Raw genomic sequence first — 18,543 nt, forward strand, 5'->3', positions numbered from 1 at the left:
CCTGCAATGTTCGACCAATTCATGAATACCGCACAATCCTATGGCATTTCCCCAGAGATCATGATGATCACAGGCGTGGGGCTGGGAGTTTTGATTGCCTTTTACGGGTTAAACGCAGCTTTTGCAGATCGTAACCCAGCCGCAGCGCGTATCGCGGCGGCCAGTATGAGCTCACAGCAGCGGCGGCAACAACTTGGCCTCCTGCGCGCGCCGGATGCCGATCCTAAAGGCTGGATGAAGTCCTTTGTGCCCGCCGATGAAGCCAAACGCGGCGAATTGCGCCTTCGTCTTGCGCAAGCGGGTTTCCCAGGCCCAAGCGCTCTGCGTAACTTTACGCTGGTTCGAGCGATATTCGGGATTGTTTTGCCAATTTTGTTCCTCGGTTTGGTTGCTGCGAGCAAGTCTCCCGGAATCGCCATGCCTTTGGCAATTGAAGAACGTCTCGGCCATATGAGCAACCTTCGCACCTTTCAGATTGTCACCATTTTGGTCGGGCTCGGGTATTTTGCACCGTTGAATTGGTTGAACAGTCGAGCCGCTGCGCGGAAACGTAAGATTGAAGAAGCTTTCCCGAACGCGCTCGACCTTATGCAGATTTCAATCGAAACCGGCATGGGGTTTGATGCGGCAATGACGCGTGTCGGCAATGAGCTTGCGCGGATTTCTCCAGAGATTTCCTTCGAGTTCCTGAGTGTTCAACATCAGGTGCAAGCCGGTCGTGATCGTGATCTCGCGATGCAGGACATGGCAGATCGCACCGGTGTTGAAGTGGTGCGGTCATTTGCGCGCGTGGTTCAGCAATCTATTCGTTACGGCACCAGCATGTCGGAGGCATTAACCACCTATGCTGATGAAATGCGGCAGTATAGAGAGCTTACTGCACAGGAGCACGCGAACAAGCTGCCCGTCAAAATGTCGGCCGTTCTTGCGATGCTTATGTTGCCGGCTCTGATCTTACTTACAGTGGGGCCGGTGGTCATTCGATACATTCGCTATTTTGCGGGATAAGCGCCTCTTTTGGTCGAACTTTTCGAATCAATTTAGGCTGATCTGAATGTGGCAATTTCATGACGTGTGCGTGTCAATTCTGCACAAATGACCCTATTGTTGATTAGAAATGCCCGCATAGGTTGAAGTTTTTGCCAAAATAAGGGCCGACAGCGAATTTTCCTAAGAGGTTAACGAAATCTCTATTACCATTGTTATCACAACGTTTTTTTGTTGTTTATTTAACGAGTGAGGCCACCCCGAGCAGTCACAGCACCTTATCAAAAAAGGTGAAAAGACAATTTAAAGGGGATGGTAATGAGTAATACAGTTTCTGCGCCGGAGGGGCGCGTTCTGACTGATGTAGATATGATTGGGGCAATTGCACATTGGTGCGAATGTCTTCAGGGCCGCAACGATTTGAATTCAGCACTCAAGTTGTTAGCGGAGAGTCTCAACGCAAAGGCTGTCGCCTTGGCACGCGTCTCCAGAGATGGTTCAAGCCCGACGAAATCTGTTCTTTATGACAGCCCGGATTCTAAAAGCACGCGGCATCCGCTGACGCGATCTTATGCGCGTGCATTGATTGGCGATTACTTGCTGCGAACAAAAGTTGGGGCGATTTGGTTCAAAACCTTGATCGATACCGAGTCCGAAAATGCGCTGACAGAGTTTCACCGAAATCGCGGACTTAACGAGATGGTGGTCATACCGCTCGAAGTTCACGGCAAAACGATTGATGTTCTAGAGGTGCATTTCGCCCATCGTCTTGATGCTGGGCTACACGCCATCCTCAACATTCTTACGCCGACATTCACAGAAACGTGGAAAAACAGAGCGCCCGGTCTTGTGACCCGTTCGATGTTGCATCGCGTGACCCAAAAAGAGCCCGTAGGGCAGGGTGGCTTGCCGATTATGAGTCTTGAGAACCCAGCTCATCTTAGTCGTGCGGAGTATCGGGTGTGTCTGCTGCTCTGTAAGGGATTGAGCAACGGCCGCATTTGTAATGAGCTATCGATTTGTGACTCGACGCTGAGAACGCATCTGCGCAACATTTATCTGAAGGCCAACATGTCCAGTCAGGCAGAACTGACACATAATCTTCTGACAATGCAGGCTATGCCAGAGCCGCAACATCTTGAAAAACGGGCCTAAACTGTGTTGACGCAACTTATTCCATTGATGCTTTTGTCGCCGATCCTCGTTGCGATTGCGGTATGTGATATGCGCCAACTTCGCATTCCAAACATGCTTTGTTTGATTGCCGTTGGCTTGTTTGTTCTGACATTGCCTATGCTGCCGTTGGGAGAAGCCGCATTGCGGGCTGGCGTGGCGGGGCTGGTTTTTGTCATTGGGTTTGTGCTCTTTGCCTTCCGAATTATCGGTGGCGGGGATGTAAAAGCAATGTCTGCACTTCTGTTGTTTATTCCAACAACAACGCTTTCTCTATTTTCTCTGGTTTTCTCATTCTCACTCATTATTGGAGTGACTTTCATCGTTACGCTGAGAAGTGTTCCTCGCATGCAGCGCACAGGTCTAGCCTCAATGCAAGCCGTAGGGCGGTTTCCGATGGGGGTCTAAATTGGAATGGCAGGGCTAATTCACCCTGCCATAGTTTTGTATCTGTTCTGAGCGCTGAAGCGGCATTTACCTAGGAGATTGGTCGGGTGCCGTTATTTAAAGAGCCCTTTGAAAGACTTCGTAAGATCTTTACCTGCTTTCGAAAGGGATGTTGAAACATCTTCCCCGAATTCGCCGATGGATTCACCAACTTCACCAAGGTTTTCGCTAAGATCGGCGCGCACGACGCCCAAGTCGTCAGCAATCTCATCAAGTAAGTTGTCGTTCCGCTCTGGCGTGAGGGTCTTGTTCGAACTGTAGGTTATCCGATCCTCGGAATCTTGCAAGAATTGGTCAAGCTGGGCCTGAGTAAACTCAGTGTCACGCTTGGCAATTTCCTCATCAACGAGTTTCTGCGCGCTTTCATTAAGGGCCAGCAGCTCTTGCTCGTCTTCTGGGCAGTTGTCCGAACACATCACAACGCCGTTTTCTGAAGTGAATATTGGAGCTTCGTTGTTTTCTGAATCATTCAGAAAATCCTCGATATCTGCATCGGTTACTTCTGGTTCAGTTTTCGTGATGAATTCGTCGAGCGCGCGCTGTTCATATTCGTTCAACTCGTCGCCGTTCGCTGCTTTGGCTGCGAGTTGGTATTGGGCGAGTGTTCCGACTGTACCGTTGAAATTGCCGTTTCTGATGTGGGCATCAAGCGCCTTTTGGTTGGCATTCGAGGCGTTCCAGCGCCCCTTTTCTCTAGGATGCAAAGGGGCTGCTTCGTCTGAATCAAGCGAGGTTGTCCGCGTCACGTTTCTATTGTTCGATTTCTCTTTTTTGGGCGACGACGATCTAGAAGAGTTTCCCTTCGACGCACTCTTCTCGGAAGATTTCGAACTGTTGCCGCCCTTATTGGATTTGTCAGAGCCCGCGATTGCCATGCCGGTTTCTGTGCCATTTGAGCCGAGTGCGATGGAAACAGGCTCAACAGCCAAACCCAAAACTATTGCGATTGAAAACGTTGAAAGCTTGTTCATTTTCTCATTCCTCCTGAGCAGAGCGGTTTGGCTCGTCGCGCTCCAACTATAGCGTAAGCTAAGCTTCGCGTAAAAACTCAACTTTCGCGCCTTCGCAGAGCAGGGTTGAGTCGATGCATGCAAGAAGAGCCGAAGCCACCTGCCGAGCGATATTTGAGTGTGTTCAAGAGAAAGTAGCTGAATTTTGTGACGTTATTGGGGCGAGCGCAAAAACAAAAAAGCCGCACAACTCTATGAGTGTGCGGCGAAACAAAACGGGCTAGTTTTGGTTGGTCGTGTGACGGTAGGATCTGTGCCTTACCGTCCCCACGTGCGGACTGGACCGCAGTCCATATGGACGAAGTTGGAGCGGCTATAGCGGCCAACACCACCAGCGGAACAGGATGCCGCGGCTTTAGCCATTTGGCTGACACTGCGGGATTTTAGGCGCAGGTCGGCAGCTTGGGCTTTCATGTGAAGTGAATTCTTGGCAACGCCGCGGGAGCGGGCGCGCAGCATTCTGTTTGTTGCCGGTGAGCGGTAGCCGGACAGCAGCATATAAGGTTCGGATACATCCAAAAGCGAGTGCGACGCTGCGATGATATCAATCGTGCGCGTGTCGATACGGGCAACTTCGTCTTGGCGCCAGTCGCGCATGAAGTAATTTACCTGATCGAGTGCTTCTTTGATGTATTTGCCATCGACCCAGTAAATCATGTCGATGTTTTCACCGGTGCGTTGCGAATACATTGTGATCCGTCGCACATCGCCGCCCTTGCGCAAGAAGCTGGCGGCGTTTGAAAATGTTGGTGCCGCGGTTACTGCTGTGGCTGCAAATGCAGCAAGCACACCACGACGGCTCAGCCATGAGTTTGGTCTGTCTGTCATTAAAACTGCCCGTTCCGTCTCTTTGTGCCGCGTCTTAGCGCAGCTTCATCAAATATCCCCAGATGATGCGTTTTTATTGCACATGCTGATTCCCGAACCAAGAGAAGATTTTTCGCTTGCACAGAATCGGCCTGAAATCGGCAGTAATTTGCTGAAAGGTTTCCTTCGTGCCACAGGTGCGACAAAATGGTGACCATTCCATTTTGATGCCACAAAATCCCGTATATGTCGTGAATGTGAATTAACACGCGCTTGTGCATGAGGCACAATTTCCTTAACCGGATTAAACTATTTACGTGATTTTCTGAGGCTATGATGACGCTTTCCTATACCCGCCCGATGCGCCTTTTGGGCTTGTTTGCTTCGCTCTCTTTTGCGCTGCTGCTACTTGTGGCGGGGTTGGTTGCGACACCAGCCAAGGCTGAGATCACAGCATTCAAACAGGCTGTTGCAGAGGCTGCATCCAAAGACAAAGCCGTCGCGGCCTTCTATCGGTCACGTGGATTCGAGCCGATCTGGACAGGAAGCAGCAGTGAGGATGCCAAGCGTCGGAAAGCATTTATCGCGGCTGCCGGAAACGCCGCAGCGCATGCCTTGCCGACAGAACGCTACACGCCCGAGATGATCAAATCCATTCTTGGAACTGCCAAAACACAGCGAGACCTTGGCCGCGCAGAAGTCGAGATGAGCCGCCTCTTTGCGCAGTTCGCTCAGGATTTGTCGCGCGGGGTTGTTGCGCCGTCTTCGATAGATGAGGGGATTGTGCGGGAAGTGAAGCGTTATTCATCGACCTCAATTCTTGAATCATTCGCAAAGTCCTCTCCCGCAGCATTCATCAAGTCACTTGCGCCGGATACACCGGAATATGTGATGTTGATGAAGCAGAAGCTTGTCCTTGAGAAGAAGCTGGCAAGCGGCGGTTGGGGCCCAACGGTTCCTGGTAAGAAACTAGAGCCCGGCCAGAGCAACGCCAATGTCGTGGCACTCCGTAACCGACTGATGACAATGGGTTATCTTAAGCGGACATCTTCCAAAACCTTCGACGCAAACCTGCAAAAAGCGGTTCAGCAGTTCCAAATTGACCATGGCTTGCTGCCTGATGGTGTTGCTGGTGCTGGGACACTTAAAGAGATCAACACTCCGGTCGAGCAGCGCCTCAAGTCGGTGATGGTCGCGATGGAGCGGGAGCGCTGGCTCAATGGAATGGAGCGCGGGAAGCGCCACGTTTGGGTAAACCTGACGGATTTCCATGCGCGGATCATTGACGACGGGAAAGTAACTTTCAAAACGCGGTCGGTTGTTGGGCGGAACACACATGATCGCCGCACACCCGAGTTCTCCGATATCATGGAGCATATGGTGATCAATCCAACGTGGAATGTGCCGCGCTCTATCGCGACAAAAGAATACCTGCCCATGCTGCAGCGGAACCCGAATGCGGTATCTCATCTGCGTTTGATCGACAGTTCCGGTCGCATCGTTAGCCGCGAAGGAGCAGATTTCACGCAGTACAACGCGCGCAATTTCCCCTTCGACATTAAGCAGCCACCAAGCCGCCGCAATGCACTTGGCCTTGTGAAGTTCATGTTCCCGAACCGTCACAATATTTATTTGCACGACACGCCAGAGAAACACCTGTTCCAACGCGAGGCACGCTCGTTTAGCCACGGTTGTATTCGTCTGCGTGACCCGTTCGACTTTGCCTATACGCTGCTTGCGCCGCAGGTGAGCAACCCACAGGCCTATTTCAAAGAGCGCTTGGACACGGGGCGTGAAACCGTTGTGGAGCTTGATGTGCATGTTCCTGTCCACCTTGTCTATCGTACAGCGGTTGCCGTTCCGAAGGGAAAGATGAACTATCGACGTGACGTTTATGGTCGTGATGCAAAAATTTTTGCGGCCATGTCAAAGGCTGGGGTAGAACTGCGCGCCGTTCAGAGCTAAATAATTCCCCACATACTTAGGGGGCCTGATGGCACATAAGATTTCCGAGATTGCACAAGCGCTAGAGGCTCAAGCTTTTGGTGATCTGAGTATCGAGATTGACGGCGTCGCCGAGCCGAGCGCGGCCGGCCCCGATGATCTGGCGCTTGCCATGAGCGAGAAATATGCTGAAGGCCTTGGCGCGGGAGACGCACGCGCCGCAATTGTTTGGGATGGCGCAGATTGGCAAGCATTAGGCCTTGAGGCAGCGATTGTCGTGCCGCGCCCGCGCTATGCGATGTCTGGCGTAACGAAACTTCTTGATCCTGGCCCCGTCATTCAAAACATCCACCCGACCGCCGTCATAGACCCAAGTGCCGAAGTTGGCATTGGCGCGGCTATTGGGCCGTTTGTTGTAATTGGTCAGGGCGTTTGTATCGGCCAAAACGCCCGTATCGCCGCGCATTGCAGCATCGCGGAAGGTGCACGCATCGGTGACAACGCTCTGCTGCATTCTGGGGTGCGTATCGGTGCGCGCGTGAAAATCGGCAATGATTTCATAGCGCAGCCTGGAGCTGTTGTTGGTTCTGATGGGTTTTCGTTTGTGACGCCCGAAAAATCCGGCGTTGAAAAGGCCCGTGAAAGCCTCGGCGATCAGGGTGATGTGCAAGCCCAAAGCTGGACCCGCATTCACAGCCTTGGTGCTGTTGAGATTGGCGATAACGTTGAACTTGGCGCCAATGTCGCGATTGACCGTGGTACGATCCGCGACACAAAAATTGGCAATGGAACCAAGCTCGATAACCTTGTTCATATTGGCCATAATGTTGAAATCGGCGAAGATTGTCTCTTGTGTGGGCAAGTCGGTATTGCAGGCTCGACCCGCATCGGCAACCGCGTCGTGATGGCGGGGCAATGCGGCTGTTCGGATAATATTTTCGTCGGTGACGATGTGGTGGCCGGTGGCGCAACAAAGATGTTTAGCAATGTGCCCGCGGGGCGCGTTGTCTTGGGGAGTCCGGCGGTCAAAATGGAAACCCAAATGGAAATCCAGAAATCTCTCCGCCGCTTGCCCAGAATGATGCAACAATTCCGAGACCTTCAAAAAGCTGTTTCAAAAAACGGTCAAAAGGAATAAAGCAGCAGCAAGAGTGAGCCCAAGAAAGGGCAGGAAATGCCAGACGTACAAGAAAAGATCATCGAAATCATTGCCGAGCAGGCCGTTCTTGAGCCTTCGGATGTTACAATGGATGCCACGCTGGAAAGCCTCGGCATCGACAGCCTTGGCCTTGTTGAATCGATCTTTGCCATCGAAGAAGCCTTTGATATTCAAGTGCCTTTCAACGCAAACGATCCGAGCGAGAGTGATTTTGACATCTCCTCTGTCGCCTCGATCGTGAACGCCGTTCGTAGCTTAGTGGAAGAGCAAGCCGCGTGAAGCGTGTTGTTATTACGGGGCAGGGCTCGATCAACGCGCTTGGCCATTCTGCTGTCGAAACCATGGAGGCCATGCGCGAAGGCACCTGTGGAATCAAGCAACTCGACTTTCGTGATGTAGATCGGCTCTCGATCAAGATTGGTGGGCAAGTCACCGGATTTGACGCGGAGTCACAGTTCAATCGCCAGCAAATAGCGCTCTATGATCGCTATACGCAATTCACGTTGCATGCCGCCAAAGAGGCGATGGCCCAGTCGGGTATCGAATTCAGTGGCGAACTTGCGCAGCGTTCCGGTGTGATCCTTGGGACAGCTGGCGGCGGTATGAACACCCAAGACGAGAATTACCGCACCGTTTATGAAGAGGGCAAAAACCGCGTCCATCCGTTCGTGGTGCCAAAACTCATGAACAATGCCGCGACCAGCCACCTCTCTATGACATATAACGTCATGGGGCCGTGCTTTACTGTTGCGACGGCTTGCGCAAGTTCGAACCATGCCATGGGGCAGGCGTTTAATATGATCCGCTGTGGCATGGCTGATGCGATGCTGACGGGTGGCTCGGAAAGTATGCTTTGCTTTGGTGGCGTTAAAGCTTGGGAAGGCCTGCGCGTGATGAGCCGCGATGTCTGTCGCCCGTTCTCTGCCAATCGCAATGGAATGGTGCAGGGCGAGGGGGCAGCTGTCTTTGTGTTCGAGGAATATGAACACGCCCGCAAACGTGGCGCAGAGATCCTAGCCGAAGTCACGGGCTTTGCCATGACATCTGATGCGGCTGACATCGTTATGCCAAGCAAACAAGGCGCAGCACGAGCTATTTCGGGCGCTTTGGCTGACGCCAAGCTTAATGCTTCGGATGTTGGGTATATCAACGCGCACGGCACCGGGACAGCGGCGAATGATAAAACCGAATGCGCAGCCGTGTCAGATGTGTTCGGCACGGCGGCGGATGATTTGATGATCAGTTCGACCAAATCCATGCATGGCCATCTTATTGGCGGTACGGGTGCTGTTGAACTTCTGGCCTGTGTAATGGCTCTAAAAGACGGGGTGATCGCTCCGACTATTGGGTATGAACAGGAAGATCCCGAATGCTCGCTAAATGTAGTGCCGAATGTGGCGCGCGAGGCAAAGGTTGATCATGTCTTGTCAAACGCATTTGCCTTTGGCGGATTGAATGCTGTGCTTGCCCTTAGCCGAATTTAACCAAAGCTAAACTACAAATAGAAAAGGCAGCCAATTCGGCTGCCTTCGTCTTTTTCGCATATTCAGTATGATTACTGAGCGGCGGCAATTTCTTGAATTTTGGTATAGGCCGCTGTGAAGCCCGAAAGCGACATATAGGCTTCAACTTCAGTGTTCGGCGCTTGAACCGGCACGAGTTTCACAGTGCCTTTCGTACCTTCCTTAAAGCCTTCGATATCAGTGTTGGTCAGGCCAACGCGCGCAACGCAGCCGATGTTCGAGCAGAACGTATAGGGGTAACGGCGGCCTTCAGTCTCGTCCACGACCAAAACCACCCCTTGCTCAAGCATAGTGCCAAGCGGTGTGATGATCGTCGCGCCTGCGGCAACAAGGCCAGCGTCTTTCAACGGATAGAGCGAAATCTCCGCAACGTCTGCTTCAGCGTTCGAGATAAGTTGATAGAGCTGGCAGGGGTCGACGCCATTCTCTGTTTTCGCGCAGCGGATGTCCCAATCGCCGTGGGATTCAAGCAAGTATTCTTGCCCAACCTGTGCGCTGTCTTTGCTTGGTAAGCCCGGATTTACAGGCTCGCCTTGAGAGAAACCAACTGCAGCGTCATTGCTTTCGGAATTGGCGTCCGCATCCTGTGCAAACATTGGTGCAGCCGCAGACAATCCGGCGACAAGCGCTACAGAACCAAGGAATTTTTTCATTTGTACTCGCGTCCTCTAAATTGATTTGCACCGATTTAACATGGATAAAATGCGATGTCAGAAAAACATGCACAGGTTCACCTGTGGTCGGCGGATTTTTGTCAAGTTTGGAACAGGTCTTGCCGCGCGCAGCTGTTGTCGAGGAATGTCTCGCAGGCTTTTGTTTTGGAAAAGAAAAAGGGCTCTGAAGTACAGAACCCTTTTCCTGATTTTTGCTCCCTGTCGGACGGGCCGACTTATTGATCAAAAACCTACGAGGTGATTTTAAATGCGTCAACAGGGAAGTTTGTGAAAACATTCAAATTTTCGAAAAAAGGCCGCGCCACGAAGGCACGGCCAGTCTAACAGGGAGGAAATCAGTTCAAACAACTAAAGACAACGGCTTGAACTCCTCCTAGATTGAGCGAAAGAGGTTAATAAATTGTTGTCCTTAGCCGGAATTATTTTGGGCGCATGGAGTTATTATGACAGACGAGATTTTTATCGGTGGCGGCGGAGAAGAGTATGCACTGCCACAGGGGTTGAAACTGAAATACGCCAACCGACACGGGCTTATCGCCGGAGCAACCGGAACCGGCAAGACAGTTACGCTCCAAATCCTCGCTGAAGGATTCGCCGCAGAGGGCGTTCCTGTCTTTCTGTCTGATGTGAAGGGCGATCTCTCTGGATTGGCGGCTTCGGGGCGTGCGGACTTCAAATTGCATGAGGCGTTTACCAGCCGCGCTGCGAAAATTGGATTTGATACGTATTCATATCGTAAGTTTCCCGTGACGTTCTGGGATTTGTTTGGCGAGCAGGGTCACCCCGTTCGGACAACAGTTGCCGAGATGGGGCCACTCTTGTTGTCACGGATGCTGCAATTGACCGAGGCACAGGAAGGCGTTCTGAATATTGCGTTTCGGATGGCGGATGAAGAGGGTTTACCGCTTCTCGATCTAAAAGATCTGCAGGCGTTGCTTGTTTGGCTGGGAGAGAATTCAGGCAACCTTACTCTGCGCTACGGAACCATTTCGTCGCAATCTATCGGCGTGATCCAGCGGCGTTTGCTGGTTCTGGAAAATCAGGGTGGGGCAAAGCTGTTTGGCGAACCTGCGCTCGCCCTTAGCGACCTCATGCTGCAAACCGAAACAGGCGAAGGGCGCATCAACATTCTTGCGGCAGATAAGCTCATGGGCGCCCCGACGCTTTATGCCACTTTCCTGCTTTGGTTGTTGTCGGAATTGTTTGAGGAGCTTCCAGAAGTGGGCGACCCCGACAAACCGAAGCTTGTTTTCTTCTTTGATGAGGCGCACCTGCTTTTCGACGGCGCAAGCAAAGCGTTGATCGATAAAGTAGAGCAGGTTGCGCGTTTGATCCGCTCTAAAGGTGTTGGTGTTTTTTTCATTACGCAAAACCCTGATGACGTGCCCGAAGATATTCTCGGACAATTGGGGAATCGCGTCCAACACGCGCTGCGGGCCTTTACGGCACGGGACCGTAAGGCGCTTCGTATGGCTGCGGAGACCTATCGGGAGAATCCGCGGTTCTCGACCGAAGAAGCCATTCGTGAAGTCGGTGTGGGTGAGGCTGTAACCTCGATGCTTGAGAAAAAGGGCGTGCCTGGCATTGTGGAGCGTACCCTGATACGCCCGCCGTCGTCGCAACTTGGCCCGCTGGATTCAGATGCGCGGCGCGCGGTGATTGCGGAGTCTCCGGTTGCGGGGAAATATGAAACCGTTCTGGATCGGTCTTCTGCATATGAAATATTGGCGAAACGGGCCGATGAGGCCGCCTTGGCAGCAGAGAAAGACGAAGAGGGGCTCGATGATCTCGCACCGATGGAGCGCGAATATAAAACCGCGCGGAGATATTCCGGAGGACGCGTCGGACGAAGTTCCGCGAAAGCGCCGAAAACCGTTCAGAGCCGAAGCCGTAAGGTGAGCCTGACAGATGCACTGACCAATGCGGTGATTAAAGAGATGAACGGCACGACAGGGCGACGGCTTGTTCGCGGCATTCTAGGTGGTCTGTTTAAGGGGCGCTAATCCCAGTTCGGCGCACGTTTTTCAAGGAAGGCCGCAATGCCTTCTTGGGTATCATCAAGCGCGAGATTGCGGGCCATCACATCGCCAGTATAGGCATATGCCTTGTCCAGCGGCAGTTCGAGCTGCTTGTAAAAGGCCTCCTTGCCGAGTTTGACCACTGCGCCGCGCTTTGCAGCGATCTTTTCAGCGAGTTCTCTGGTCGCGGTGGCCAGTTCCGCTTCAGGAACGGCGTGGTTGATCAACCCATGCGTTTCAGCTTCCTCCGCAGTGAGAAACTCACCTGTTGTTAGCAGCTCAAAGGCTTTCTTGCGCGAGATGTTTCTTGAAAGCGCGACCATCGGTGTTGAGCAAAACAGCCCGATATTCACACCGTTCACGCCAAAGCGCGTTGTGTCTGCGGCAACGGCAAGGTCACAACTGGCCACAAGCTGACAGCCTGCCGCCGTCGCCACGCCGTGAACTTGCGCGATTACGGGTTGGGGCAGATCGCGGAGGGTCAGAACCATTTTGGCGCAGCGCTGGAACAGATCGGCATAATAGGAGTCACCACGCTCTTCTTTGCGTGCGGTCATTTGCTTGAGGTCGTGCCCCGCGCAAAAAGCCTTGCCCTCACCACGCAGGATCACCACGCGGATTTTAGGGTCGTTGCCGATACGCAGGAGGCTCCCCGTTAGCGCTTCGATCATCTCATCCGACAACGCATTGAGGTTCTTAGGGCTGCTCATGGTAAGTGTGACAACGCCTTCGGTGCCTTCTTGAACAACAATCCCAACCATCTTGCATCTCCTTCTCTTTACAGGGAAAGTCTAGCACAGGAAGTGCGGAGGCAGGAATGAAATTGAAAATGGATCGTGCGGAGTTGAACGGCTTTCTGCAGGAGGCGTTCCCTCAAGTCGCTTCGGATTTCGAGGTCGAGGAAGTTAGCGAAGAGACGTTGCGGGTTCGTATGAAGATCACGGAGAAGAACCTGCGCCCTGGAGGAACGGTTTCTGGTCCTGCGATGTTCTCGCTTGCTGATGTCGCAATTTATCTGGCGGTTTTGGCAAGGATCGGCCCAGTAGCGCTCGCTGTTACAACAAACGCCAATATTGATTTCATGCGTAAACCCGTGGCCGGAGAAGATTTGCTTGCCGAGGCGCGCATCTTGAAACTTGGGAAGTCTCTGGCGGTTGGGGATGTATTGATACAATCCGAAGGTATGGAGGCGCCGGTTGCGCGCGCCTCACTGACTTATGCGATCCCGCCGAAGCGCGAAGATAGCCGGTAATGACACAAAAAAGACCGGGGAAAACCCCGGTCAGTTTGGTTCTGGAAGAGGGGATGTCTAATCCTGCCAGAACTTTTTGCGCGTTTCCTTAAGGGCTGTCGAGCGTGTGAGCCCGATATCCTTTAAGTGATGGTCAGATAAGTGTAAAAGGGCTGTTCGTGTGCGGCGGCGCTGTTCCCATTTCGTCAGGACAACTGCCACGCGAAGCGCCATCAGACCCAGTGCGGGAATGGATTTACGGCTTTGCAAGTAATGCAAAGGTTGGGCGTGGGGTGCAGTTGAGTAAGCCATGGGGCTGTCCTTTTGTGTATTGATACAATCCTGAAGTTGTTCTATTCAATACTGATACAATTACGAATGCACCGTGTCTAATGAAAGATTGTAATGAATACAATTTGGTTCCCTGATCTATCCGAAACGGAAGGTCCAAAGTATCGCGCGCTGGCCAAAGCTATTCGCGAAGCCGTTGTTGATGGGCGTTTACCTGTTGGCGAAAAGCTCCCCCCAGTGCGAGAGGTTGCTTGGCAGCTACAGATCACGCCAGGCACGGTTGCGCGGGCCTATTCGATCCTTGTGGATGACGGAGTGCTCGAGGCAGCCGTCGGTCGCGGTACCTTTGTTGCGCAACGTCTTATGCGGTCTGATCTGCCTGAAGACAGCCTGATCAACATCGTTCGCAACCACAATCACATCGATTTTCGTGGGTGTCGTGTTCCTGATGTGGGACAGGGGAAGATTATCAATCGGCATATGATCGAGGCCGCCAAACGCGCCGAAGATACCTATGTTGATTATCCGACGTCCTCGTCTGATGCGGCGGCGCGCAAAGCGGTTTGCCATTGGATCGGAGAGGACCATGTCGGGAGGTTTGAGGCGGATAATGTCGTGCTCGGACTGGGCGCGCAGAACTGTACAATCCTTGCTCTTCAGGCGCTGTTGCGTGGAGTTCGGCCGGTCATCATGACGGAGCAACTGGCCTATCCCGGTGTCCGCCGCGCAGCCCAGCTTTTGCGGGCCGAGCTTGTTGGGCTTCGGATGGATGGCGAGGGTATTCGGCCCGATGCGTTCGAAGAAGCCATTCGCCAGCAAGGCGGGCAGGTCTTGTTGACCGCGGCGGAAGTTCATAGCCCAACCACAATTCGAACTCCTTATTCCCGCAAAAGAGAGCTCGCAGAAATCGCGCGGCGGTATGCGGTGCAAATTATTGAGGATGACTGCCACAGGATCGCGGCTCCGCAGGCTCCCGCGTATCGTGCAATATTGCCGGAGCAATCTTGGTACATTGGATCGCTTACCAAAAGCGTTGCTGCGAGTTTGCGATTTGGCTTTTTGGTCGCGCCTTCGGAATATTCACGCATGGCGCGGCAAGTCTCGCAAGGAAATTTCTATGGGCTTCCGCAACCGATCCTTGATCTATGCGAAACACTGATCATGAGCGGAGAGGCCAGCGATATACGCAAACGTGTTGTCGCGAGTTGCGAAGATCGGGTGCAGAACGCCGTTAACATCCTCGGGCAATGGGATATTCGGTGGCGCCCCGATGCGCCGTTCCTATGGCTCAAGATGCCACAAGGGTGGCGTGGCTCTCGGTTTGCGCTGGTGTGTGGTGAGCAGGGGATACGTGTGAAGCCTGCTGATGAGTTTGCCTTGTCAGATGCAGAGTCCCCGAATGCGGTTCGTATAGCGGTGAACCGTCCCGGTAACGATGCGCGTGGCAGAGCCGCGCTTCACCGGCTGAACGAGATTCTTCAACAGCATGCATTGGAACCTGAAATTTAGCGAATTTCGGGCAAAATTAATGGGGTATTATTTTACCTTATTTATATCATATTGTTTTTGCTTGGAAAAACGCGTCCTTTTGTGCTTGTTTCTGCATGAAACCCCTTTATAAACCGCCCATCAATTCATTGCAGAGCCGAGGGCTTTGCACTCATTCGGAAACGATAGGGTAAATTCATGAAAACCTTCTCTGCAACACCTGCGGATATCGAAAAGAAATGGATCATCATCGACGCTGAAGGCGTTGTTCTTGGCCGTCTCGCTTCGATCATCGCAATGCGCCTGCGCGGCAAGCACAAGCCTACGTTCACTCCTTCGATGGACATGGGCGACAACGTGATTGTTATCAACGCTGACAAAATCCAGCTCACTGGTAAAAAGCGCGACGACAAGATCTATTACTGGCACACTGGCCACCCAGGTGGCATCAAGCAGCGCACAGCACGCCAAATCATCGAAGGCGAGCACCCAGAGCGCGTGGTTACTAAAGCCGTTCAGCGTATGCTTCCAGGCAACCGCCTGAGCCGTCAGCTTATGACAAACCTGCGCGTATACGCAGGTACAGAGCACGGCCACGAAGCCCAGTCTCCTGAAGTGCTGGACGTTAAATCCATGAACTCCAAAAACGCGCGGGGTGCATAAGCATGTCTGACGAAATCAAAACACTCGACGATCTGAACACCGTTGTTGAAGGTGTTGCCGAAGTTGAAACTGCGGCTCCTCGTGAGCCAGTTCGTGACGAGCTTGGCCGTTCCTATGCAACTGGTAAGCGTAAAGACGCGGTTGCCCGCGTTTGGATCAAGCCAGGTTCCGGCAAAGTGACCGTGAACGGCAAAGAGCAAAACGTATACTTTGCGCGCCCAGTGCTTCAAATGATCCTTGCCCAACCTTTCCAGGTTGCTGGTGTTGAAGGTGAATTTGACGTTGTTGCAACTGTTAAAGGCGGTGGCCTTTCTGGTCAGGCTGGTGCGGTTAAGCACGGCATCTCCAAAGCTCTGCAGCTTTACGAACCCTCCTTGCGCGGCGCTCTGAAAGCTGCCGGTTTCCTCACACGCGACAGCCGTGTTGTTGAGCGTAAGAAGTTCGGTAAAGCCAAAGCGCGTAAGAGCTTCCAGTTCTCCAAGCGTTAATCGTTTCGGGACAGTGCAAAATTTCAAAGGGCTCGCAGGTTTGCGGGCCCTTTTTGTATGATTGGCGGATTGAAAGATCGTCTAAGAAGCTATTCTTGGTTCTTGAGGAATTTTAGCGGAATCCACGGCGGTTCAGCTAGCTATCCTTCTCGATAAGCCCAAGACCCCGCAGGTAAATCCCGATGCCGCTTTCAAGCAAGTCTTCGGGCGGGAATGGCGCGATCGAACCAGGGGCCGTACGCGCGAAAAGTTCAACCACACCATGAGACATTGCGAGTATATGCGCTGAGAACATACTTGCAGGGGGGCGCTTGTCTGCTGGGATATGCTGAGACAACTCCTCGGCCGCTTTTTCGAGAATGCCATTGGCGCGCTTGGCGGCCGCGGCGAGTTCTGGTGTCCGGTTAACAGAGATCCCGCTTTCAAACATGGCAACGTAGTGGCCGGGATAACGGCGGGCAAAGGCGAGATACGCGCGCCCTGTGGCTTCGAAACTTGCGAGCGCGGAGGGTTGGCCTGTGGAATATGCGTATTCCATCAAATCCCCGAAAATCTCGTAGCCCTGTCGGGCAGCCTCTGCGATGAGGTCTTCGCGTCCCTCGAAGTGCCGATACACCGCAGCAGGGGTTACGCCCGCGCGTTTGGCCGCTTCGGAAAGAGTAAACCCAGTCGGCCCTTTTTGTTCAATCAGGCCAAGTGCCGCTTCGACAAGTGCTTCTCGAAGGTTGCCGTGATGATATCCGCGCTTTTTAGCCATGCCAGATTTCCGGCCCGCCGGTTATTGATGTGTCTAGGTCGGGAACGGGGTTTTTCCCTTTGTAATCAATTCCGTGCAGGACAGATTTAATCACTTCAAGCCGTGCGCGGCGCTTGTCGTCGGAACGTATGACCGTCCATGGCGCATAGTCGAAATGGCTCTTCTCGAACGTCTCGCGAATTGCGTCCGAATAAGTATCCCAGCGTTTCAGGCCTTCCACATCGATCCAGCTTAGTTTCCATTGTTTGAGTGGATCTTGCTCGCGTTCGAGGAAGCGGCGGAGTTGCTCTGCGCGGCTGACGTTGAGCCAGATTTTAACGAAATGATAGCCTTCGTCGGCGAGCATCATTTCAAAACTCGGCAATTGCGAGAAGAAATGTGCGCGTTCGCTCGAAGTACAGAAATCGAAAACGTGCTCGACAACGCCGCGGTTGTACCAACTGCGATCAAACAGCGCGAATTCTCCCTCTGTAGGGAGGTGATCTACATATCGCTGGAAAAACCACTCTCCGCTTTCACGATCTGTTGGTTTTGAAAGCGCTACAATCCGCGCAACCCTTGGATTAAGATTCTCGCGTAAACGCTTGATGCAGCCGCCTTTTCCTGCCGCATCGCGGCCCTCAAAAACGACGATTACACGCTTTCCCGTTGCTTTGACATCGGCTTGTAGCTTAACCAATTCACACTGAAGCGCGTCCATTTCGTCTTCGTAGTCTTTGCGCTTCATCAACTGATCATAGGGATAGTCCGGCGCGAGAATCTCGTCCTTATCCGCGGCCTGAATAGCGGCGCGAACCTCTTCTGGTGCGTCATTGGTGAAAAACGCGCTAATCGCTCCGTCAAAGGGCAATTGCATAGCCTGCCTCCCTATTTCTATCGAGTATGACGCGCAAATCTCGCCGTATCAATGGCTTAGGTGCCGATTTTGGCGAGGTCAAACGGTGTTGTCTGATAGATTTCGTTCAACCAATTCCCATAGAGCAGGTGCGCGTGACTGCGCCATCTGTTCTGCGGGGTCTGGGTTGGGTCATCGTTCGGATAATAATTCTGCGGCACATTGATTGGCGTACCGTCGGCAATGTCGCGATCGTATTCTTCTTTGAGTGTGCCGCTGTCATATTCAAAGTGATTGAAAATATAGAGCGCACGGTGGTCCGGATCCTGAACAAGGCAAGGTCCGGCTTCCTCACTGCCGAGCAGTGTTGTGACATTATCCGTGGCGTCGATCTCGTCCTGCCGAATCTCTGTCCAGCGCGAAACGGGTACAACGCAATCGTCTGAAAAACCACGTAAAAACGGCGAATTCGGCTTGAGGTTCTGGTGGCGGAAGCAGCCGAACAGCTTGTGGTCCAGCAGATGCTTTTTAATGCCATGGAAGTGGTTGATCATGGCCATACCGCCCCAACAAATTCCAAGTGTTGAGTGCACATTGGTTTGGGTCCAGTCCATGACTTCAACCAACTCGTCCCAATAGGTCACATCTTCAAAGGGCAGGTGCTCAATTGGAGCGCCTGTGATGAGGAGACCGTCGAATTTACGATCCTTAACGTCGGAGAACGCGTGGTAGAACGCTTCCATATGCTCAGCCGCGGTGTTCTTGGTCTGATGCTCGCTCATACGGATCAAGGTGAGCTCGATCTGGAGCGGCGTTGCACCGATCAGACGGGCAAACTGCGTTTCAGTCTGGATTTTCTTGGGCATCAAGTTGAGCAGACCGATTTGCAGCGGGCGAATATCCTGCCGAGCGGCCAGCTTTTCGTCCATCACCATAACGCCCTCGTTCGACAGAACGGAGTAAGCGGGCAGGTCGGATGGAATCTTGATGGGCATTGGTCACTCTCTTTGTGAGATTGGTGTGTTGCTTGATTGTTATTGACTACGGA

The 18,543-nt window shown here is 52.8% G+C and carries 20 protein-coding genes; 12 read left to right on the plus strand and 8 right to left on the minus strand.

Features of this window, described 5'->3' with window-relative positions:
• The first annotated feature begins 6 nt into the window (after positions 1–6).
• The 3 genes from OU789_RS06300 to OU789_RS06310 all read left to right on the plus strand — a co-directional run bounded on the left by OU789_RS06300 (position 7) and on the right by OU789_RS06310 (position 2,568).
• Positions 7–1,008 (plus strand): type II secretion system F family protein, encoded by a 1,002-nt coding sequence (locus OU789_RS06300; protein ID WP_274654214.1) that lies wholly within the window; start codon positions 7–9, stop codon positions 1,006–1,008.
• Between the two features lie 297 nt (positions 1,009–1,305).
• Positions 1,306–2,142: a helix-turn-helix transcriptional regulator gene (locus tag OU789_RS06305; protein ID WP_274654217.1), complete on the plus strand. Its 837-nt coding sequence runs from the start codon at positions 1,306–1,308 to the stop codon at positions 2,140–2,142.
• Positions 2,143–2,145: 3 nt separating this feature from the next.
• The gene (locus OU789_RS06310) at positions 2,146–2,568 is read left to right on the plus strand and encodes a prepilin peptidase (protein ID WP_274654219.1); all 423 of its coding nucleotides are present in this window, start codon (positions 2,146–2,148) and stop codon (positions 2,566–2,568) included.
• A 92-nt stretch (positions 2,569–2,660) separates the two neighbouring features.
• Here OU789_RS06310 and OU789_RS06315 read toward each other — a convergent pair whose 3' ends face one another.
• Positions 2,661–3,578, minus strand: coding sequence for a hypothetical protein (locus OU789_RS06315; RefSeq protein WP_274654221.1), 918 nt, complete (start codon positions 3,576–3,578; stop codon positions 2,661–2,663).
• Between the two features lie 297 nt (positions 3,579–3,875).
• Positions 3,876–4,445: a YcbK family protein gene (locus OU789_RS06320; RefSeq protein ID WP_263953237.1), complete on the minus strand. Its 570-nt coding sequence runs from the start codon at positions 4,443–4,445 to the stop codon at positions 3,876–3,878.
• A 315-nt stretch (positions 4,446–4,760) separates the two neighbouring features.
• Here OU789_RS06320 and OU789_RS06325 point away from each other — a divergent pair, with 315 nt between their 5' ends.
• Genes OU789_RS06325 through OU789_RS06340 form a run of 4 tightly spaced genes read left to right on the plus strand, consistent with a single transcriptional unit; the run spans position 4,761 to position 9,011 of the window.
• Positions 4,761–6,389: a L,D-transpeptidase family protein gene (locus tag OU789_RS06325; RefSeq protein ID WP_274654223.1), complete on the plus strand. Its 1,629-nt coding sequence runs from the start codon at positions 4,761–4,763 to the stop codon at positions 6,387–6,389.
• 28 nt (positions 6,390–6,417) lie between these two features.
• On the plus strand, positions 6,418–7,506 hold the full coding sequence (lpxD, locus tag OU789_RS06330) for a UDP-3-O-(3-hydroxymyristoyl)glucosamine N-acyltransferase (protein WP_274654225.1): 1,089 nt from the start codon (positions 6,418–6,420) through the stop codon (positions 7,504–7,506).
• 36 nt (positions 7,507–7,542) lie between these two features.
• Positions 7,543–7,806 carry an acyl carrier protein gene (locus OU789_RS06335; RefSeq protein ID WP_263953235.1) on the plus strand — a complete coding sequence of 88 codons (264 nt, stop codon included), beginning with the start codon at positions 7,543–7,545 and terminating at the stop codon, positions 7,804–7,806.
• On the plus strand, positions 7,803–9,011 hold the full coding sequence (locus OU789_RS06340; RefSeq protein WP_274654227.1) for a beta-ketoacyl-[acyl-carrier-protein] synthase family protein: 1,209 nt from the start codon (positions 7,803–7,805) through the stop codon (positions 9,009–9,011). The genes OU789_RS06335 and OU789_RS06340 overlap by 4 nt, the downstream gene beginning before the upstream one ends.
• A gap of 71 nt (positions 9,012–9,082) precedes the next feature.
• On the opposite strand, the gene OU789_RS06345 is transcribed toward OU789_RS06340, so the two are convergent.
• A complete protein-coding gene (locus OU789_RS06345) occupies positions 9,083–9,703 on the minus strand; it encodes an invasion associated locus B family protein (protein WP_274654229.1) in 621 nt (206 codons plus the stop codon).
• Positions 9,704–10,167: 464 nt separating this feature from the next.
• Between OU789_RS06345 and OU789_RS06350 the strand changes: the two genes are divergently transcribed.
• Positions 10,168–11,727 (plus strand): helicase HerA-like domain-containing protein, encoded by a 1,560-nt coding sequence (locus OU789_RS06350; protein ID WP_274654231.1) that lies wholly within the window; start codon positions 10,168–10,170, stop codon positions 11,725–11,727.
• On the opposite strand, the gene OU789_RS06355 is transcribed toward OU789_RS06350, so the two are convergent.
• Entirely contained in the window at positions 11,724–12,503 is a 780-nt protein-coding gene (locus OU789_RS06355) for an enoyl-CoA hydratase (RefSeq protein WP_274654233.1), read from the minus strand. The genes OU789_RS06350 and OU789_RS06355 overlap by 4 nt on opposite strands.
• Before the next feature lie 56 nt (positions 12,504–12,559).
• Between OU789_RS06355 and OU789_RS06360 the strand changes: the two genes are divergently transcribed.
• On the plus strand, positions 12,560–12,994 hold the full coding sequence (locus OU789_RS06360; RefSeq protein WP_274654235.1) for a PaaI family thioesterase: 435 nt from the start codon (positions 12,560–12,562) through the stop codon (positions 12,992–12,994).
• A gap of 57 nt (positions 12,995–13,051) precedes the next feature.
• Here the strand turns inward: OU789_RS06360 and OU789_RS06365 are convergent, their stop codons facing one another.
• Complete coding sequence (locus OU789_RS06365; RefSeq protein WP_263953229.1) at positions 13,052–13,285, minus strand: DUF1127 domain-containing protein; 234 nt, start codon at positions 13,283–13,285, stop codon at positions 13,052–13,054.
• A 93-nt stretch (positions 13,286–13,378) separates the two neighbouring features.
• Here OU789_RS06365 and OU789_RS06370 point away from each other — a divergent pair, with 93 nt between their 5' ends.
• The 3 genes from OU789_RS06370 to rpsI all read left to right on the plus strand — a co-directional run bounded on the left by OU789_RS06370 (position 13,379) and on the right by rpsI (position 15,903).
• Positions 13,379–14,773: an aminotransferase-like domain-containing protein gene (locus OU789_RS06370; RefSeq protein ID WP_274654238.1), complete on the plus strand. Its 1,395-nt coding sequence runs from the start codon at positions 13,379–13,381 to the stop codon at positions 14,771–14,773.
• A gap of 177 nt (positions 14,774–14,950) precedes the next feature.
• Complete coding sequence (gene rplM, locus OU789_RS06375; protein WP_263953227.1) at positions 14,951–15,415, plus strand: 50S ribosomal protein L13; 465 nt, start codon at positions 14,951–14,953, stop codon at positions 15,413–15,415.
• A 2-nt stretch (positions 15,416–15,417) separates the two neighbouring features.
• Complete coding sequence (gene rpsI, locus OU789_RS06380; protein ID WP_263953226.1) at positions 15,418–15,903, plus strand: 30S ribosomal protein S9; 486 nt, start codon at positions 15,418–15,420, stop codon at positions 15,901–15,903.
• Between the two features lie 136 nt (positions 15,904–16,039).
• Here rpsI and OU789_RS06385 read toward each other — a convergent pair whose 3' ends face one another.
• Genes OU789_RS06385 through metA form a run of 3 tightly spaced genes read right to left on the minus strand, consistent with a single transcriptional unit; the run spans position 16,040 to position 18,490 of the window.
• Positions 16,040–16,660, minus strand: a complete 621-nt coding sequence (locus tag OU789_RS06385; protein ID WP_263953225.1) for a TetR/AcrR family transcriptional regulator — start codon at positions 16,658–16,660, stop codon at positions 16,040–16,042.
• Positions 16,653–17,516 (minus strand): polyphosphate kinase 2, encoded by an 864-nt coding sequence (gene ppk2 / locus OU789_RS06390; protein ID WP_274654241.1) that lies wholly within the window; start codon positions 17,514–17,516, stop codon positions 16,653–16,655. The genes OU789_RS06385 and ppk2 overlap by 8 nt, the downstream gene beginning before the upstream one ends.
• 56 nt (positions 17,517–17,572) lie before the next feature.
• Entirely contained in the window at positions 17,573–18,490 is a 918-nt protein-coding gene (gene metA / locus OU789_RS06395) for a homoserine O-acetyltransferase MetA (protein WP_263953223.1), read from the minus strand.
• Between the last annotated feature and the right edge of the window lie 53 nt (positions 18,491–18,543).

It is taken from the genome of Halocynthiibacter sp. C4 (genome assembly GCF_028823805.1).
In the GTDB taxonomy this organism is placed as follows: Bacteria; Pseudomonadota; Alphaproteobacteria; order Rhodobacterales; family Rhodobacteraceae; genus Falsihalocynthiibacter; species Falsihalocynthiibacter halioticoli.

Bases quoted from the DNA above. Each gene is read 5' to 3' on its own strand.
- OU789_RS06300 (WP_274654214.1), top strand. From the start codon at position 7: ATGTTCGACCAATTCATGAATACCGCACAATCCTATGGCATTTCCCCA.
- OU789_RS06305 (WP_274654217.1), top strand. From the start codon at position 1,306: ATGAGTAATACAGTTTCTGCGCCGGAGGGGCGCGTTCTGACTGATGTA.
- OU789_RS06315 (WP_274654221.1), bottom strand. From the start codon at position 3,578: ATGAACAAGCTTTCAACGTTTTCAATCGCAATAGTTTTGGGTTTGGCT.
- OU789_RS06320 (WP_263953237.1), bottom strand. From the start codon at position 4,445: ATGACAGACAGACCAAACTCATGGCTGAGCCGTCGTGGTGTGCTTGCT.
- OU789_RS06325 (WP_274654223.1), top strand. From the start codon at position 4,761: ATGACGCTTTCCTATACCCGCCCGATGCGCCTTTTGGGCTTGTTTGCT.
- lpxD (WP_274654225.1), top strand. From the start codon at position 6,418: ATGGCACATAAGATTTCCGAGATTGCACAAGCGCTAGAGGCTCAAGCT.
- OU789_RS06335 (WP_263953235.1), top strand. From the start codon at position 7,543: ATGCCAGACGTACAAGAAAAGATCATCGAAATCATTGCCGAGCAGGCC.
- OU789_RS06345 (WP_274654229.1), bottom strand. From the start codon at position 9,703: ATGAAAAAATTCCTTGGTTCTGTAGCGCTTGTCGCCGGATTGTCTGCG.
- OU789_RS06350 (WP_274654231.1), top strand. From the start codon at position 10,168: ATGACAGACGAGATTTTTATCGGTGGCGGCGGAGAAGAGTATGCACTG.
- OU789_RS06355 (WP_274654233.1), bottom strand. From the start codon at position 12,503: ATGGTTGGGATTGTTGTTCAAGAAGGCACCGAAGGCGTTGTCACACTT.
- OU789_RS06360 (WP_274654235.1), top strand. From the start codon at position 12,560: ATGAAATTGAAAATGGATCGTGCGGAGTTGAACGGCTTTCTGCAGGAG.
- OU789_RS06365 (WP_263953229.1), bottom strand. From the start codon at position 13,285: ATGGCTTACTCAACTGCACCCCACGCCCAACCTTTGCATTACTTGCAA.
- OU789_RS06370 (WP_274654238.1), top strand. From the start codon at position 13,379: ATGAATACAATTTGGTTCCCTGATCTATCCGAAACGGAAGGTCCAAAG.
- rplM (WP_263953227.1), top strand. From the start codon at position 14,951: ATGAAAACCTTCTCTGCAACACCTGCGGATATCGAAAAGAAATGGATC.
- rpsI (WP_263953226.1), top strand. From the start codon at position 15,418: ATGTCTGACGAAATCAAAACACTCGACGATCTGAACACCGTTGTTGAA.
- OU789_RS06385 (WP_263953225.1), bottom strand. From the start codon at position 16,660: ATGGCTAAAAAGCGCGGATATCATCACGGCAACCTTCGAGAAGCACTT.
- ppk2 (WP_274654241.1), bottom strand. From the start codon at position 17,516: ATGCAATTGCCCTTTGACGGAGCGATTAGCGCGTTTTTCACCAATGAC.
- metA (WP_263953223.1), bottom strand. From the start codon at position 18,490: ATGCCCATCAAGATTCCATCCGACCTGCCCGCTTACTCCGTTCTGTCG.